15 protein-coding genes are annotated in these 17507 nt (G+C 59.8%); 6 read left to right on the top strand and 9 right to left on the bottom strand.

Features of this window, described 5'->3' with window-relative positions:
* Nucleotides 1–2: 2 nt before the first annotated feature.
* From J2Y56_RS24785 to lpxC, 4 genes are all read left to right on the top strand, one after another.
* Nucleotides 3–872 carry a cell division protein FtsQ/DivIB gene (locus J2Y56_RS24785; RefSeq protein WP_310353283.1) on the top strand — a complete coding sequence of 290 codons (870 nt, stop codon included), beginning with the start codon at nt 3–5 and terminating at the stop codon, nt 870–872.
* Between the two features lie 15 nt (nt 873–887).
* A complete protein-coding gene (gene ftsA, locus J2Y56_RS24780) occupies nt 888–2147 on the top strand; it encodes a cell division protein FtsA (RefSeq protein WP_007943485.1) in 1260 nt (419 codons plus the stop codon).
* A 107-nt stretch (nt 2148–2254) separates the two neighbouring features.
* Complete coding sequence (gene ftsZ, locus J2Y56_RS24775) at nt 2255–3448, top strand: cell division protein FtsZ (RefSeq protein WP_007943486.1); 1194 nt, start codon at nt 2255–2257, stop codon at nt 3446–3448.
* 112 nt (nt 3449–3560) lie between these two features.
* Nucleotides 3561–4472: a UDP-3-O-acyl-N-acetylglucosamine deacetylase gene (lpxC, locus tag J2Y56_RS24770; protein ID WP_007943488.1), complete on the top strand. Its 912-nt coding sequence runs from the start codon at nt 3561–3563 to the stop codon at nt 4470–4472.
* A 310-nt stretch (nt 4473–4782) separates the two neighbouring features.
* Here lpxC and J2Y56_RS24765 read toward each other — a convergent pair whose 3' ends face one another.
* The 5 genes from J2Y56_RS24765 to J2Y56_RS24745 all read right to left on the bottom strand — a co-directional run bounded on the left by J2Y56_RS24765 (nt 4783) and on the right by J2Y56_RS24745 (nt 11587).
* Nucleotides 4783–5007 carry a hypothetical protein gene (locus J2Y56_RS24765; protein WP_310353327.1) on the bottom strand — a complete coding sequence of 75 codons (225 nt, stop codon included), beginning with the start codon at nt 5005–5007 and terminating at the stop codon, nt 4783–4785.
* A 280-nt stretch (nt 5008–5287) separates the two neighbouring features.
* On the bottom strand, nt 5288–6652 hold the full coding sequence (locus J2Y56_RS24760) for a heavy metal sensor histidine kinase (RefSeq protein ID WP_310353280.1): 1365 nt from the start codon (nt 6650–6652) through the stop codon (nt 5288–5290).
* The gene (locus tag J2Y56_RS24755) at nt 6642–7319 is read right to left on the bottom strand and encodes a heavy metal response regulator transcription factor (RefSeq protein WP_007943491.1); all 678 of its coding nucleotides are present in this window, start codon (nt 7317–7319) and stop codon (nt 6642–6644) included. Before J2Y56_RS24755 ends, J2Y56_RS24760 begins: the two co-directional genes overlap by 11 nt.
* A gap of 9 nt (nt 7320–7328) precedes the next feature.
* Nucleotides 7329–10430 carry a multidrug efflux RND transporter permease subunit gene (locus J2Y56_RS24750; RefSeq protein ID WP_310353279.1) on the bottom strand — a complete coding sequence of 1034 codons (3102 nt, stop codon included), beginning with the start codon at nt 10428–10430 and terminating at the stop codon, nt 7329–7331.
* Nucleotides 10427–11587 (bottom strand): efflux RND transporter periplasmic adaptor subunit, encoded by a 1161-nt coding sequence (locus tag J2Y56_RS24745; protein WP_150782412.1) that lies wholly within the window; start codon nt 11585–11587, stop codon nt 10427–10429. Before J2Y56_RS24745 ends, J2Y56_RS24750 begins: the two co-directional genes overlap by 4 nt.
* A 265-nt stretch (nt 11588–11852) precedes the next feature.
* Here J2Y56_RS24745 and J2Y56_RS24740 point away from each other — a divergent pair, with 265 nt between their 5' ends.
* Nucleotides 11853–12110, top strand: coding sequence for a hypothetical protein (locus J2Y56_RS24740; protein WP_310353277.1), 258 nt, complete (start codon nt 11853–11855; stop codon nt 12108–12110).
* A 223-nt stretch (nt 12111–12333) separates the two neighbouring features.
* Here the strand turns inward: J2Y56_RS24740 and J2Y56_RS24735 are convergent, their stop codons facing one another.
* The 4 genes from J2Y56_RS24735 to norR form a co-directional block, all read right to left on the bottom strand.
* Nucleotides 12334–12660 carry a hypothetical protein gene (locus J2Y56_RS24735; protein ID WP_310353274.1) on the bottom strand — a complete coding sequence of 109 codons (327 nt, stop codon included), beginning with the start codon at nt 12658–12660 and terminating at the stop codon, nt 12334–12336.
* 47 nt (nt 12661–12707) lie between these two features.
* Nucleotides 12708–13166 (bottom strand): GNAT family N-acetyltransferase, encoded by a 459-nt coding sequence (locus tag J2Y56_RS24730; protein WP_033048843.1) that lies wholly within the window; start codon nt 13164–13166, stop codon nt 12708–12710.
* A gap of 25 nt (nt 13167–13191) precedes the next feature.
* A complete protein-coding gene (locus J2Y56_RS24725; protein ID WP_310353272.1) occupies nt 13192–14094 on the bottom strand; it encodes a chemotaxis protein in 903 nt (300 codons plus the stop codon).
* Nucleotides 14095–14497: 403 nt separating this feature from the next.
* Nucleotides 14498–16048, bottom strand: coding sequence for a nitric oxide reductase transcriptional regulator NorR (gene norR / locus J2Y56_RS24720; RefSeq protein WP_310353271.1), 1551 nt, complete (start codon nt 16046–16048; stop codon nt 14498–14500).
* Nucleotides 16049–16196: 148 nt separating this feature from the next.
* Between norR and hmpA the strand changes: the two genes are divergently transcribed.
* Entirely contained in the window at nt 16197–17378 is a 1182-nt protein-coding gene (hmpA, locus tag J2Y56_RS24715; protein WP_007948223.1) for an NO-inducible flavohemoprotein, read from the top strand.
* The last annotated feature ends 129 nt before the right edge of the window (nt 17379–17507 follow it).

The following is a 17507-nucleotide window of genomic DNA, read 5'->3' as shown; positions in this document are numbered from 1 at the left end:
CCATGCAAGGCGCATCGCTAAGACATCAGCCCCCTCCAGCACCCGGCCGCAAGCCGGTGCCACGGGGGGCCAGCCGAATGGTGGCAAAAGAGCCGATGTCGATGCGCCTGCCGAAAGCCAATTTTGGTTTTCTCAAAGCCTTGTTCTGGCCGGTGCTGTTGGTCGCTCTGGGGTTTGGTACTTACGAAGGCGCGCAGCATTTGCTGCCGTACGCCGACCGGCCAATCACCAAGATCAACGTGCAAGGCGATTTGAGTTACATCAGCCAGCAAGCCGTGCAGCAGCGAATCGCCCCGTACGTGGCGTCGAGCTTCTTCACCATCGACCTGGAGAGCATGCGCACCGAGCTTGAAACGATGCCATGGATTGCTCACGCCGAAGTGCGCCGGGTGTGGCCGGATCAAGTGGTGATCCGCCTGGAAGAACAACTGCCGGTGGCCCGTTGGGGCGATGAATCGCTGTTGAACAACCAGGGCCAGGCGTTCACCCCGCGTGAGCTGGCGAACTACGAACACTTGCCACAGCTGTTCGGCCCCCAACGGGCTCAACAGCAGGTGATGCAGCAATACCAGGTGCTGAGCCAGATGCTCAGGCCGCTGGGCTTCTCGATTGCACGCCTGGAGTTGCGTGAACGCGGCAGCTGGTTCCTGACCACTGGCGCCGGCAGTGCCGGTCCCGGGATCGAACTGCTGCTGGGGCGCGGCAAGCTGGTAGAGAAGATGCGCCGTTTCATCGCCATCTATGACAAGACGCTTAAAGAACAGATTACGAACATTGCGCGCATCGATCTGCGCTACGCCAACGGCCTCGCTGTTGGCTGGCGGGAACCTGTAGCGCCCACGACAGCCCAACCCGCTGTCGCGAAGAATTAAGAAGAGGCAGGACCCATGGCAAACGTGCAAAGCGGCAAAATGATCGTCGGTCTCGATATCGGCACCTCCAAGGTGGTGGCGCTGGTCGGCGAGGTTGCGGACGACGGCACGCTCGAAATCGTCGGGATCGGTACCCATCCGTCCCGTGGCCTGAAAAAAGGCGTGGTGGTGAACATCGAATCCACCGTGCAGTCGATCCAGCGCGCTATCGAAGAAGCGCAGCTGATGGCCGGTTGCCGCATTCACTCGGCGTTTGTCGGTGTGGCCGGCAATCACATCCGCAGCCTGAACTCCCACGGCATCGTCGCCATTCGTGATCGCGAAGTCAGCCCGGCCGACCTTGAGCGCGTCCTCGACGCGGCCCAGGCTGTGGCGATTCCGGCGGACCAGCGCGTGCTGCACACCCTGCCGCAGGATTACGTGATCGATAACCAGGAAGGTGTCCGCGAGCCGCTGGGCATGTCCGGCGTGCGTCTGGAAGCCAAGGTTCACGTGGTCACCTGCGCCGTCAACGCCGCACAGAACATTGAAAAATGCGTGCGTCGTTGTGGCCTGGAAATCGACGACATCATTCTTGAACAACTGGCTTCCGCCTATTCGGTCCTGACCGACGACGAGAAAGAGCTGGGCGTTTGCCTGGTGGACATCGGCGGTGGCACCACCGACATCGCGATCTTCACCGAAGGTGCGATCCGTCACACCGCCGTAATCCCGATTGCGGGCGATCAGGTGACCAACGACATCGCCATGGCGTTGCGTACCCCGACCCAGTACGCCGAAGAAATCAAGATTCGCTACGCCTGCGCCCTGGCCAAACTGGCCGGTGCCGGTGAGACCATCAAGGTTCCAAGCGTTGGCGACCGTCCACCGCGCGAGCTGTCCCGTCAGGCCCTGGCCGAGGTGGTCGAGCCGCGTTACGACGAGCTGTTCACGCTGATCCAGGCTGAACTGCGCCGCAGCGGCTACGAAGACCTGATCCCGGCCGGCATCGTGCTGACCGGTGGTACGGCGAAGATGGAAGGCGCCACTGAACTGGCTGAAGAGATTTTCCACATGCCGGTGCGCCTGGGCGTGCCCCATGGCGTCAAGGGTCTGGACGACGTGGTGCGCAACCCGATTTATTCCACCGGCGTTGGCCTGTTGATGTACGGCCTGCAAAAGCAGTCCGACGGGATTTCGTTCTCGGGCATCAGCAGCCGTGACAGCTACAGCAATGAAGAACCGAAAGCCGCCTTGCTCGATCGCATCAAGAGCTGGGTACAAGGCAACTTCTAACGAAGCAGATTCAAGCGGCAAGCAACAAGCCGCAAGAGCAAGCAGTAAAAGCGACAAGCAGCAAAAGCAGTAGGCGAAAAAACTAGAGAACGTAAAGGAGAGGGAAAATGTTCGAACTCGTAGACAACATCCCCGCAAGCCCGGTCATTAAAGTTATCGGTGTTGGCGGTGGCGGCGGAAACGCTGTGAATCACATGGTCAAGAGCAACATTGAAGGCGTTGAATTCATCTGCGCCAACACTGATGCCCAGGCGCTGAAATCCATCGGCGCGCGGACCATCCTGCAACTGGGTACCGGCGTGACCAAAGGTCTGGGCGCCGGCGCCAACCCTGAAGTAGGTCGTCAGGCCGCTCTCGAAGACCGTGAGCGCATTGCCGAAGTCCTGCAGGGCACCAACATGGTGTTCATCACCACTGGCATGGGCGGCGGTACCGGTACCGGTGCGGCGCCAATCATTGCCGAAGTGGCCAAGGAAATGGGGATCCTCACCGTTGCGGTGGTGACTCGTCCGTTCCCGTTCGAAGGTCGCAAGCGTATGCAGATCGCCGACGAAGGCATCCGTCTGCTGTCCGAAAGCGTCGACTCGTTGATCACCATTCCCAACGAGAAGCTGTTAACCATCCTTGGCAAGGACGCAAGCCTGCTGTCCGCATTCGCCAAGGCTGACGATGTGCTGGCCGGTGCCGTTCGCGGTATTTCCGACATCATCAAGCGTCCGGGCATGATCAACGTCGACTTCGCCGACGTCCGCACCGTGATGAGCGAAATGGGCATGGCGATGATGGGCACTGGCTGCGCCAGCGGTCCGAACCGCGCACGCGAGGCCACCGAAGCGGCCATTCGCAACCCGTTGCTCGAAGACGTGAACCTGCAAGGTGCACGCGGCATCCTGGTGAACATCACCGCCGGTCCTGACCTGTCGCTGGGTGAGTACTCCGACGTGGGTAGCATCATTGAAGCCTTCGCTTCCGAGCATGCGATGGTCAAGGTCGGTACCGTTATCGATCCGGACATGCGCGACGAGCTGCACGTGACCGTGGTGGCTACCGGTCTGGGCGCAAAAATCGAGAAGCCGGTGAAGGTCATCGACAACACCGTTCACACCTCGATGGCTTCCCAGCCGCAGCAATCGGCTCCCGCTCGTCAGGAACAACCGGCGGTGAACTACCGTGATCTGGACCGTCCGACCGTCATGCGCAACCAGGCTCAGGCCGGTGCCGCGACTGCCGCGAAGATGAATCCGCAAGATGATCTGGACTACCTGGATATCCCGGCATTCCTGCGTCGTCAGGCTGATTGATGGAATGTATCAGGGCTATGAAGTTGATTGGTGTTCAGCAAAGGTCTGGTCTGCTATCATCGCCAGCCTTTGTTGATACCAGTTCGCAATTTGCGCTGAAGCGGCCCAAGCCATGATTAAACAACGCACACTGAAAAATATTATCCGTGCCACAGGTGTAGGCCTGCACTCCGGGGAGAAGGTATACCTGACCCTCAAGCCCGCGCCTATCGACACCGGCATCGTGTTTTGTCGTGCTGACCTCGATCCTGTGGTGCAGATACCTGCTCGTGCAGAAAACGTTGGCGAAACCACTATGTCGACCACACTGGTCAACGGTGACGTCAAAGTGGACACGGTGGAGCACTTGCTTTCGGCCATGGCTGGCCTGGGCATCGATAACGCCTACGTCGAGCTCTCCGCGTCCGAAGTCCCGATCATGGATGGTAGCGCTGGACCTTTCGTATTCCTGATTCAATCGGCCGGCCTGGAAGAACAGGACGCACCGAAGAAGTTCATCCGGATCCTGCGGGAAGTGACAGTGGAAGACGGCGACAAGCGCGCCACTTTCGTCCCTTTCGAAGGCTTCAAGGTGAGTTTCGAGATCGATTTCGATCACCCGGTTTTCCGTAACCGCACACAAAGTGCAAGCGTGGATTTTTCCAGCACTTCGTTCGTAAAAGAAGTCAGCCGCGCCCGTACCTTTGGTTTCATGAGTGACATCGAGTACCTGCGCAAGCACAACCTCGCACTCGGCGGCAGCGTTGAAAACGCTATTGTGGTCGACGCGGATGGTGTACTGAACGAAGACGGCCTTCGCTATGAAGACGAATTCGTGAAGCACAAGATCCTCGATGCAATTGGTGACCTCTACCTGCTGGGCAATAGCCTGATTGGTGAGTTCAAGGGCTTCAAGTCCGGACATGCATTGAACAACCAGCTGCTGCGCAAGTTGATTGAGCAGACAGATGCTTGGGAAGTCGTGACTTTCGAAGACGCCAGCACTGCACCGATCTCTTACATGCGTCCCGTCGCGGCCGTGTAAGCAAAAACCTCTCTAGTTTTTAAAGGCTGCCTTCGGGTGGCCTTTTTTTATGGGTGCGCCAGGCATGGCGCGTTGCGCGCAAGCGCAACCAGCTGGATGATCGTTCCCACGCTCTGCGTGGGAATGAAGCCCGAGACGCTCCGCGTCTCATCCAGAGCCGGACGCGGAGCGTCCGTTGAGGCATTCCCACGCAGAGCGTGGGAACGATCAGCCACAACAAAAAAAGCCGCTGACAGCAGCGGCTTTGAAGACAACTTTTCAAGGGGAGAGCCGATGAAAAGTGTCGAGGGAAACAGAGTCGTTGTATGAATCAGCTGTCTTTCTCATTCACAGTCTGGCTTGCAGACGTCGATGTTTGAGGGGATTGCGCAGCGTCTGGAGCCTTGGCCGTCATTTCGCTCTGATACTGATCGTAGGCTGTGGTGCGTGCGGCATTTTGCGTGGCGAACGTCTGCGACTCTTCCGCCAGGGCGAATGGAGACAGGAACAAAGAGGACAAAACGAAAGCGCTGGCAATACCCTTGATGTTGGACATCTTTAAAACCTTCTTGCTTGGCAAGTGCTGTTTGGTGCGGGCAAAGATAAGGATCTTGGCCAATGGGAAACAGAGCCAGTTCAAGAAAGGACTATTGCGGTTGAGGCAACAGTAAGAAATGCAACACCGCACCTGTAGCAGCTGGCGAAGCCTGCGTTCGGCTGCGAAGCAGTCGTCAATCCGGGCAACTCGGATCACCTGAAACACCGCAGTGTCTGGTTTCACGACTGCTTCGCAGCCGGACGCAGGCTTCGCCAGCTGCTACAGGTCCGTGTGAGGACTAGACGGGAAGGTGAATTCCGAAAGTATTCATCCCGTGGTCACTGCGCACAAACACATCCCCACCATGCATCAGTGCAATCGCCTTGACGATCGCCAGCCCCAACCCGTGATTGTTGCCGCTATTGCTGCGCGACGCATCCACTCGGTAAAAACGCTCAAACAACCGGGGCAAATGCTCGCTGGCAATCGGTGTGCCGGGGTTGGCGACGCCGATGCTCACCTGATGCTCGTCGACCTCGATTCGCACCTGAATCACTCGCCCTGGTTCAGTGTGCTGAACTGCGTTGCTCAGCAAATTGATCAATGCCCGACGCAGATGCGCGATCTCGATCCGCACCTGCGCATCACCACTGACCTGTACCTGAACCTGTGCATCCTCAAGAATGAAATCCAGGTACTCCAGCGTTGTCGCCACTTCATCGGCGAGCGAGGTGGAGGTCAGTTTGGTGGCCTTGCTGCCCTGATCCGCACTGGCGAGGAACAGCATGTCGTTGATGATCGAGCGCAGCCGTTCCAGTTCTTCGAGGTTCGATTGCAGCACTTCAAAATAGTGCTCGGCGGAGCGCCCACGCGTCAGCGCGACCTGGGTCTGGCCGATCAGGTTAGTCAGCGGCGAACGCAACTCATGGGCGACGTCGGCGTTGAACGACTCCAGCCGTGAATAAGCCTGCTCAACCCGCTCCAGCGTCGAGTTGAACGAATTGACGAACTGGTCCAGTTCCGGCGGCAGCGACGACAATCGCAAACGCCCGGAACGCAGCGGCGGCGCCAGGCGCTGGGCTTCCTGAGACAGTTTGATCAAAGGCTGGAGGCCGATCCGCGCCACCCAATACCCCAACGCAGAAGCCAGTAACACACCGACAATCGCCAGGCTGATCAATGCGATCAGCAAGTGATGTTGAGTTTCGACAAACGTCTCGGTGTCGATGCCGATCATGAAGCGCAACGGTGGGCGTTGATCCTTGGCCGGGAACTGGCTCACCAGCACTTTCAGCGGGTAGGGATGGTCTGGCAACTGCAAGTCACGCATGCCCAGCGGCCCTTCGGCGAAGCTACGGATTTGCGGTGTGAGGTTGCCGTATTCGTAGTGCGGATCGCCGCTGATAATCCAGAAACTGATGCGCTTGTCTTCTTCGCCGAGCAGCTTGAGCTTGTTGTTGATCTTCACCCAATGCTCGGGCGTGCCATACCGGCCGACGGTGGATTCGAGCACGCTGTAGCGCGCGTCCAGTTCGGCTTCGGGCAGCAACCCCAGGCCTTTATCGACCTGCTGATACAGCGCCCAGCCGATCAACAAAAACACCAGCAACGCCACCAGGGTGAACATTCCACTGAGGCGCAGGGCAATCGAATTACTGGACACCACGGCTCTCCAGCACATAACCCATGCCACGAATCGTGTGCAGCAGTTTCTCGTCGAACGGCCCGTCGAGCTTGGCCCGCAGACGCTTGATGGCGACTTCGACGACGTTGGCGTCGCTGTCGAAGTTGATGTCCCAGACCATCTCGGCAATCGCGGTTTTCGAGAGGATTTCACCTTGCCGACGGGCCAGCACACTGAGCAGCGAAAACTCCTTGGCCGTCAGGTCAAGGCGAGTGCCGGCGCGTGTAGCCTTGCGGCTGATCAAATCTATCCACAGGTCGGCGATGCTCACTTGCACCGGTTCGTGGCCGCCGCTGCGCCGGGTCAGCGCTTGCAGGCGCGCCACCAGTTCAAGGAAGGAAAATGGCTTGCCCAGGTAATCGTCAGCGCCGTCGCGCAGGCCTTTGATACGGTCTTCCACCCGCTCGCGGGCGGTGAGCATGATCACTGGGGTTTGCTTGCGTGCACGCAAAGCGCGCAACACGCCGAAGCCGTCGAGGCCTGGCAGCATGACGTCAAGGACGATTACCGCGTAGTCACTTTCCAGCGCCAGGTGCAGGCCTTCCACGCCGTCCCGCGCCACGTCCACGGTGTAACCCTGTTCCGTCAGGCCGCGGTGTAAATAGTCCGCGGTTTTTTCTTCGTCTTCGATGATCAGAACGCGCATGACCCCGCCTCAGTCTGTGGTCGCCAGCGCCGGTATCGGGGCTGGTTCAGGTCGATGGAAAAGCCGCTCAAGCCACAAGTATATGACCGGAGTGGTGAACAGCGTCAGCGCCTGGCTCACCAGCAAGCCGCCGACCACCGCGATGCCCAGTGGCTGACGCAGTTCAGCGCCGGTGCCGTAGCCGAGCATCAGTGGCAGGGCGCCGAGCAGGGCGGCGAGGGTGGTCATGATGATCGGCCGGAACCGTGTGATACAGGCCTCGAAGATCGCCTCTTCCGGTGGCAAGCCACGGTTGCGCTGGGCGTCGAGCGCGAAGTCGATCATCAGGATGCCGTTTTTCTTGACGATACCGATCAGCAGCACCAGCCCGATCAGCGCCATGATCGAAAAGTCCTGGCCGCAAATCCACAACATGATCACCGCCCCGAGCCCCGCCGAGGGCAGCGTCGAGATGATGGTCAGCGGGTGCACGAAACTCTCGTAGAGCACGCCGAGAATGATATACACCGCCAGCAGCGCCGCCAGAATCAACCACGGCTGGCTGGCCAGCGAGCTCTGAAATGCCTGGGCCGCACCCTGGAAGTTGCCGCTCATGGCCGCCGGCATGCCGATATCGACCTTGGCCTGGTTGAGCATGATCACCGCATCGCCCAACGCTACGCCGGGCGCGAGGTTGAATGACAAGTTGGCCGCCGGGAACATGCCGTCATGGGCGATGGACAGCGGGCCGACCGTAGGAGCATCAAATTTGGCCAGCGCCGACAGTGGCACCATTTCCCCGCTGAGTGGCGAGCGCAGGTAGAAATAGTTGAGGCTTTCGGCCTTGCCGCGTTGTTTGGTGTCCAGTTCCAGAATCACGTTGTACTGGTTGATCTGGGTCTGGAATTCATTGACCTGGCGCTGACCAAACGCATCGTACAGCGCTTCGTCGACATCACTGGCGGTCAGGCCGAAACGCGCCGCGGCGCTGCGATCGATGCTGATGTGGGTAATGCTGCCGCCCAGTTGCAGGTCGTTGGAAATGTCGCGGAACGCCGGGTTGCTGCGCAATTTTTCCGTCAGGCGCTGGGTCCAGGTGCTGAGGGTCGCGCCGTCGTTGCTTTTGAGCACGTATTGGTACTGGGCGCGGCTTGGGCCGGAGCTGAGGTTGATGTCCTGGCCGGCGCGCAGGTACAACACGATGCCCGGGACCTTCATCAGTTGCGGACGAATCCGGTCGATGAACTGACTGGCCGAGACGTCGCGATCACCGCGTTTTTTCAGGGAGATCCAGAAGCGGCCGTTGGCGATGGTCTGGTTACTGCCAGACACACCGACCGAGTGGGAAAACGCCGCGACTGCGGGATCCGCCGCGACGATTTCGGCCATCGCCAAGTGTTTTTTTACCATGTCGCCGTAGGAAATATCGGCGGCGGCTTCGGTCGTCCCGAGGACAAACCCGGTGTCCTGCACTGGGAAGAAACCCTTGGGGATAAAAATGTAACCGGCGACGGCCAGACCCAGCGACAAGCAGAAAACCCCGAGCATCAATTTTTGATGGATAAGGGCGCGACGCAGCCATTTTTCGTAGCCGGCCAGCAAGCGTTCGCCGAACGTGGGTTTGCTGTGGGCGTGATGCACCGGCGCACGCATAAACATCGCGGCCAGGGTTGGCGCCAGCGTCAGCGACACCACCACCGAAATCATGATGGTTGAAGTGGCCGTCAGGGCGAACTCCTTGAACAACCGCCCGACCACGCCGCCCATGAACAGCAGCGGAATAAACGCCGCGACCAGCGAGAAACTGATCGAGACCACGGTAAAACCAATCTCGCCGGCACCCTTGATCGCCGCTTCGCGAATGCCGTCGCCGGCCTCAAGGTGCCGGTGAATGTTCTCCACCACCACAATCGCATCGTCGACCACAAACCCAACGGCCACCACAATCGCCACCAGGGTCAGGTTGTTCAGGCTGAAGCCCATGATGTACATCAGGGCGAAACTCGCGATCAGGGAAACGCCCAGCACCGCGGACACAATCAGGGTCGCCGACCATTGGCGCAGGAACAGCGCCATCACCGCCACCACCAGCAGGATCGCGATCAGCAGGGTGATTTCCACTTCATGCAAAGACGCGCGGATGGTCTGGGTGCGGTCGACCAGTACGTTGACCTGCACCGAAGCGGGGAGCATGGCTTGCAGTGTGGGCAGTGCGGCTTGTATGCGGTCCACGGTCTCGACGATGTTCGCGCCCGGTTGCCGGAAAATCACCAGGTTCACCCCGGGCTTACCGTCGGCCCAGGCCTGAATGTAGGCATCTTCCGAACCGTTGACGACTTTGGCGACATCCCTCAGATGAACCGGGGCGCCGTCCTTGTAGGAAACGATGAGTTGGCTGTATTCCTCGGGGTGAAACAGCTGGTCGTTGGTCGACAGTGTCGAAATACTCGACTCGCCGTACAACGCCCCTTTGGCCAGGTTGAGGCTGGTGTTCTGGATGGCCAGGCGAATGTCGGCGAGGGTCAGGCCGATGGCCGCCAGTTTGTCCGCCGAGGCTTGGACGCGAATCGCCGGACGTTGCTGACCGGTGATGTTGATCTGGCCTACACCATCGATCTGGCTGATCTGACGCGACAGCAGGGTTTCCACCAGGTCGCTGAGTTCAGTGCCGGGCATTTGCGTGGAGTTGATGCTGAGGATCAGCACCGGGCTGTCGGCCGGGTTGACCTTGCGCCAGGTCGGCAGGTTGGGCATGTCCTTGGGCAGTTTGCCGGCAGCGGTGTTGATCGCGGCCTGGACTTCCTGGGCGGCGGTGTCGATGCTTTTGTCGAGGGTGAATTGCAGGATCAGGATGGTCGAGCCCAAGGCGCTGCTCGATGTCATTTGGGTCACGCCGGGAATGGAACTGAATTGCACTTCAAGCGGCGTGGCCACTGATGACGCCATGGTTTCCGGGCTGGCGCCGGGCAGTTGCGCGGCCACCTGAATGGTCGGGAATTCGGCTTCCGGCAGCGGCGCAATCGACAGGCGCGGATAGGCGATGGCGCCGAGCAGCACCAGGGCAAAGGTCAGCAGGATGGTGGCGACCGGGTGATCGATGCACCAGGCAGAGATCGAGCCGTGACCTTTCATGGCTTCGGCTCCGATTGCACCACCTGCGGTGGTTCGGTCAGCACCTGCACGGTCGACCCCGGCTTGAGTCGCGACTGGCCATCAGTGACCAGCACATCGCCCGGTTTCACGCCTTTGATGATGTCCTGGCCGCTGCCTTGCGCAACCACCTGCACGGTGACGGCTTCAACCTTGTCACCGTTGACCCGGTACACGAAGTGTTGATCGAGGCCCCGTTGTACGACAGTGGGCGGCACCACCAGGGCATCTTTCTCCAGGGCGGTCTGAATTTTTACCGTCACCAGCAGCCCCGGCCAGAGTTTCTGCCCGGGGTTGTTGAATTCGGCCTTGGCGCGGATGGTCCCGGTGTTGGCGTTGATCTGGTTATCGATCAGGGTCAAGTGACCTTCGCCCAGCAGGTTGCCGGTTTCGCCGTCGGTGTCGGCGCCAATGTAGGCTTTTACCCGTGCGCGCTGCGGGTCGCCGATCAGCCCTTGCAGGGTCGGCAGCATGTGCTGCGGCAGGGAGAACTCGACGGCAATCGGGTCGATCTGCGTCACCGTGAACAGGCCCTGGGCATCGGTCATGCGCAGGAAGTTGCCTTCATCCACGGTACGAATACCGACGCGCCCGCTGACCGGGGAGCGAATCTGCGTGTAGGAGAGTTGCACCTGCGCGGCGTCGATCGAAGCCTGATTGCCTTGGGCGGTGGCCTTGAGTTGATTGACCAGCGCTTGTTGCTGGTCGTAAGTCTGTTTCGACACCCCGTCGTCAACGCTGAGCAACTTGTAACGCTTGAGATTGACCAGCGCCACTTGCAACTGCGCCTGGCTTTCGCCCAGCTGGGCACGAGCCTGATCGAGGCTGGCGCGGATCGAACGGTCGTCGATGGTGGCGAGCAGGTCACCTTTACTCACCAACTGGCCTTCCTTGACCAGGATTTTGGTGAGAATGCCGTCGATCTGCGGGCGCACCACGACGCTGTGCAGGGACAGCACCGAACCGATGCCGCTGACGTAACGCGGCACGTCTTTTTCAACGACGTTGACCACGCGCACCGGAATCGCGGTAGGAGCAGCGAGTTTGCCCGTGGCGGGCTTGGTGACGTACCAGGACCCCAGCGCTGCCAAGGCTATAAGCAGACCTGCGATCAAGGCGGATTTTTTCTGAATTCGCATGCGAGTGGGGCGCCGGGCTAATGGGTCAGGGTATTTTCAGGTTTATACCCTCTTTATAACCCTGTCAGCCCGTCAGGAGGGTGACTGGTAACTGACGGGGTTGTCAGTTTGGGCGTTTAGATCAGCGGCGGACGGCGTACCAGTCAACACAAAACCTGACGGACTCGCTTGTCGCGTGAAGCTTGCAGCTCTCGACACAGGTATACTGCCGCCTTTCGCGGCTCGCTGACCGGGCCCGACTCTATGTGCATCACCCGGAGCTTTCATGACTTCCCCGACACAACCGCCGGTTGCCGACGCTTTGAGCGACGACCAGGCAGACCTGCCAGACAGCGTCGACTCCAGCGCAGACAGCGAAACCAACGCCGCGATCCCGGCGTTCAAATTCCCGTTCAAACCGGGTGATCTGGCCGCTGCGAAGAACGCCAGCCAGCCTTGGTACAAGAATGGCGCGAAGAATGGCCATACCAAGACCCCTGGCGCGGCGCCTCCGGGGACGCGTCGTTCGATGGGTAAGCGCTGAGTTTTGACTTGAGCGGTGTCTGAGCTGCCGCTTTCGCGAGCAGGCTCGCTCCCACAGTGGATCTTCGTCGTACAAAACATCTGTGACCTGTGACGTTCAACTGTGGGAGCGAGCCTGCTCGCGATGGGGCCATACCGACGACATCTCTCTTCAATCAAGCTGCCCGCATCGAAGTAAACGCAAAGTTCACCGGCGCATCAGTCGCCCTGTGCGTACCTATCGCCTACTGGACCTTGGCGGTCGAGCGGATGGAGTCCCATTCGGTGATGTAGGCGGTTTTTGTCTGCTTGTTATAGAGGCAAAGCTCGGTGCCTTGCTGGCCTTTCATGTGTTTTTGCGGGTATTGGCCTTGTAGCAGGAGGGCGGTGTAACCGACCCGGTCATCGAACTGCGCCGCGTTGCCGACCGGTTTGGCATTTTTCAGGCCGCTGGCCTTGGTGCAGCTGGCGAGGACTGCCTTGTCATAGGCGGCCCAGGCATCTGGGCTGGAGGCTTGGGCGAGGGAGGCGAGGGCGGTGAGGCAGAGGAAGGTCAGGGTTGCGGCTTTCATGGTTTAAGCGTCCTTGGCAGTCATGGAATGGCCGACGTTGGAGTGTCTCAGACTGGAACCGGTTCCCGGCGGACCACATACATCCCGACGCTTTCATACAACCGCTGCGCCCGAAGGTTGTCTTCCAATACTTTCAAATCGACAAACCCTTCCCGGCGTTGCTGAAATACGTTGAATGCCTGCAGCAGCAATGCGCGGCCAAGCCCGAGGCGTTGCGCTCGCGGATGCACCACCAGGTTTTTGACGTAGGCGCTGGTCCAGCACTGGCACACGCCGACGACACCGTCGGCATCAAGCGCTATGAAACACAGGGTGGGATCGTATTCGGGGTCTGTCTCAAAGCGTTGTTGCCACACCTCCAGCGCCGGCACGCGGCCGCCGCCGTCCTGAAAACCCTGTTCCATCAAGCAATGAACGGCTGCTGCTGATTCAGGGCGGTATTGGGTGAGGACAATTCCTTGAGGCCAGGTAATCGCCGGGACAGCCTGCGCGAGGTTGCGCCGCATCAAAAAACAAAAGCCCTCGGCCACCTCAATGACCTTGTTCAGCGACGGCCTTGGCCGCGTCGATCAGGCATTTGGTCAGTTCTGGCGAAGAGAACTTGGTCAGCACTGCGTTGGCTCCGGCCAGACGCGCCTTTTCGCTGTTCATCGCACTGTCCAGCGACGTATGCAACAACACATACAGGTGCGAGAAATCCGGCGTTTCGCGCAACGTACGGGTGAAAGCGTAGCCGTCCATCTCCGACATTTCGATGTCCGAGACGATCAGGTTGATCTGCTGGGCCGTGCCTTGCAGGTCGAGCAGGCAGTCGATGGCTTCCTTGGCGCTGCGCGCGGTGTAGCATTGCAGGCCAAGGTTGCGCAGGGTGTGCACGGATTGTTGCAGGGCGACCTGGCTGTCATCGACCACCAGAATACGCGCGCTGCCCAAGACTTCCGCGTCTTCCATGCTCAGCTCGGTCGGGGCGCTTTCGATCTGCGCCGGCGCAATGCCGTGGATGACTTTTTCGATGTCCAGCACTTGTACCAATGTGCCGTCGACCGAGGTCACGCCGGTGATGTACGAACGCACGCCGCCGGAACCAAAGGGGGGCGGGCGGATGTCGGTGGTCAGGCAGTGAACGATCTTGCTCACGGCCTGAACATGCAGGCCCTGCTTGGAGCGACTGACATCGGTGACGATCAGGCAGCCACCGTTCGGGTCTTCCAACGGGCGCTCGCCGATGGCGCGGCTCAGGTCGATCACCGACAACGACGCGCCGCGCAGGGTGGCGATGCCTTTGACGTGGGGATGCGACTCCGGCAGCCGGGTCAGCGGCGGGCAGGGGATGATTTCACTGACTTTCAGCAGGTTGATCGCCATCAGCTTGCCGCTGCGCAAGGTAAACAGCAGAAGCGAAAGTGAATCTGCGCGGGCTTTGGTGGAGGACATAAAAACCTTCTGTGGAAAAGGTGATAGGCGATCGCGGGATGGCCCACAACTATCGATATCGGGTTATCGACTTGTAGTGGGCAGGCTTTAGGGACATTCAATCGCACGCCGGCGAATGCATTCTTTGTAGCAGCTGCCGAGCCTGCGAGGCTGCGTCCGGTTGTGAAGCAGCCGTAAACCCTGAATCCCGGATGTATCAGATACAACGCAGCCAATGGATTGCGAGGACTGCGTCCTCGAACGCAGCCTCGCAGGCTCGGCAGCTGCTACAAATCTCCTCAACCAGCTCTGACTCAGCACTCTCCCCGTAGCAGCTGACGAGCAACGCGAGGCTGCGTCTGGGATTTGCCTGACAAAACGCGATTGCCCGGTGAGGTTCAAGACGGTATCTACAGGGACCGAGTTATTTCATCCCCAACCGCTTGGCCATGCGCCCCAGATTCGCCCGGTCCAGGCCCAGTTCGCGCGCTGCGCTCGCCCAGTTGTTGTGGTGCCGCTCAAGGCAGACACTGATCAATTGCCGCTGATAGTTCTCCGTGGCTTCACGTAAATCGCCAGACACCAACACTGCAGGGCTGGCCACTGCTTGCTCGGTAACGGTCTCGACCCGGCCCGTGGGCAAGTCCAGGTCCGCCGCGCTCAAACTGAGAATCTTCGGTCGGTCCTTGCAGTTACCCAGTGCTTTGAGCGCACTTCGGCCAATCAAATGCTCCAGCTCCCGCACGTTCCCCGGCCAGTTGTAGGCCATCAATGCGGCCTGTGCATCGCTGTTCAAACGCAGGCTGTTGAGGCCCATGCGCGAGCGGTTCTGCTCCAGGAAAAAGCCACTGAGCAGCAACACATCCCGTCCGCGATCGCGCAGCGCCGGTACCAGCAAGGGATAAACGCTCAAGCGGTGGTAGAAGTCGGCACGGTAGCGGCCGTTGCGCACTTCCTCGGCCAGGTCGCGGTTGGTCGCCGCGATCAGGCGCACGTCCACCTGGTGTTCCTTGTCCGAGCCCAAACGCTGCAATTGCCCGCTTTGCAGGACGCGCAGCAACTTGGCCTGCACGGTCAGTGACAGCTCGCCGACTTCATCGAGAAACAGCGTGCCGCCATTGGCCAGTTCGAACTTGCCGCGACGATCATTCGTCGCCCCAGTGAACGCACCTCGCACGTGGCCGAACAGTTCGCTCTCGACCAGAGTATCCGGCAGGGCCGCGCAGTTAAGGCTGATGATTGGTTTGTCGGCCCGCGCAGAGGCGGCATGAATCGCCTGCGCGACCAGTTCTTTGCCGACACCGGTTTCGCCGGTGATCAGTACGGTCAGGTCACTGCCACCCACCAGGCTAATCTCTTCCACCAGACGTTTGTGCGCCTTGCTCTGGCCGATCATTTCGCGGTCCTGCTGACCGCTGGCCTGACGGTAAACCTCGGCGCGCTGGTGTTCGTCTTCGACACGATTGGCCAGGCGTTCGATGCGTTCGGCGGCGTTGACCGTGGCCGCCGCGAGGCTGGCAAAGGCTTGCAGGGCATCCAGTTCAATGGGTTCAAATTGTTCCGGGTCGAGGGCGTCGAGGGTCAGCAAACCCCATGGACGCTCGTCTATAAACAGCGGGCAACCCATGCAGTCGTGGACTTCCAGATGATCGTCGAGCCCATCGACCAGTCCGTCGTAAGGGTCAGGCAGGTCGCTGTCGGCGGCGAAGCGGGTGGGACCGTGGCTGCTGAGCAAGGCCTCGAAGCGCGGGTGTTCGCTGACTTTGAAGCGCCGGCCCAGGGTGTCAGTGCTTAACCCGTCGACGGCCAGCGGCACCAGCCATTCGCCGTCAAGGCGCAGCAGGGCAGCGGCATCACAGGGAAGCAGGGCGCGCATGGCTTCGAGCAGACGTCGATAGCGCTCCCCTTCGGGCAATTCGCGGGACAGGTCGGAAACCAGAGGCAGCAGGGCGGTGAGCAGGGATTTTGCAGTCATAGTGACTCCATGTAGTCACCTGGACTATAAAACAGCTCGTGTCGATATGACTACTGTGTTTTTAAGTTATTGATTTATAACGATTATAGTTTTGGCATGGAATCTGATATGTATTAAGAAATACACACAAAGCTCCGGAGTCGTCCTTATGCTTAGCGTTCAAGACCGTGCCATCGTCAAATCCACCGTGCCACTGCTGGAAAGCGGCGGTGAAGCGCTGATCACGCACTTCTACCGCATGATGCTCTCTGAGTACCCCGAAGTCCGCCCGCTGTTCAACCAGGCCCACCAGGCCAGCGGTGATCAACCACGCGCACTTGCCAACGGTGTGTTGATGTACGCACGGCACATCGACCAGCTCGACCAGTTGGGCGACCTGGTGGCCAAGATCATCAACAAGCACGTGGCCCTGCAAATCCTGCCGGAACACTACCCAATTGTCGGCTCCTGCCTGCTGCGTGCCATCGCCGAAGTGCTGGGCGAGGAAATCGCCACCCCTGAAGTCATTGCGGCCTGGGGAGCGGCTTATGGTCAGCTTGCCGACATTTTAATCGGCGCTGAAGGCAGCATTTACGACCAGAAAGAACAAGCACCCGGTGGCTGGCGCGGGGCGCGGGAATTCATCGTCGCGGCCAAGGTCGAGGAAAGCGCGGAAATCACTTCGTTCTACTTGGAACCCGCCGACAAAGGTCCGATCCTTGCGGCGGAACCTGGCCAGTACATCGGCATGAAACTGATCCTGGAGGGCGAAGAGATTCGTCGCAACTACTCGTTGTCGGAGCTGGCGAACAAGGGCCACTACCGCATCAGCGTCAAACGTGAAACCGGTGGGCGTGCGTCTAACCACTTGCACGATCATCTGCAGGTCGGTTCGAGCATTCAGTTGTTCCCGCCATCGGGCGATTTCACCCTGACGGCCAACGACAAACCGCTGGTGCTGATCAGCGGTGGCGTCGGCATCACGCCAACCCTGGCAATGCTTGAAGCCGCGTTGGCCACCGAGCGCCCGGTACATTTCATCCACTGCGCGCGCAACGGCAGTGTGCATGCCTTCCGCGACTGGATTGATGGGTTGGCCGAGCGTCATCCGCAACTCAAGCGCTTCTATTGCTACGACGAAGATGATGGTGTCAGCGCTGCGGCGCACAAGGTCGGGTTGTTGAGCCAGGAGCAATTGGGCGAGTGGCTGCCCGAGCAGCGTGACCTGGATGCGTACTTCCTGGGGCCTAAAGGGTTCATGGCCGCGGTCAAGCGCCACCTCAAGGCCTTGGGGGTTCCAGAGAAGCAAAGCCGTTATGAGTTCTTTGGGCCGGCTGCGGCGTTGGAGTAACTGGGCGCGGCGACTCGGGAGACCGAGTCGCCTGCTTCGCGAGCAGGCTCGCTTGTATGTTTAGACTTGAAGGGGTGGGCGGGACTAAAAGCTCGATTCCGACTCTAGCCAGTACGGACCGTGGGAGAC

Origin of the sequence: Pseudomonas sp. BE134, assembly GCF_031456105.1 — a bacterium.
GTDB lineage: Bacteria > Pseudomonadota > Gammaproteobacteria > Pseudomonadales > Pseudomonadaceae > Aquipseudomonas.
The sequence above is the reverse complement of the archived record's forward strand: the minus strand, read 5'-3'. Positions and strand labels throughout refer to the sequence as shown.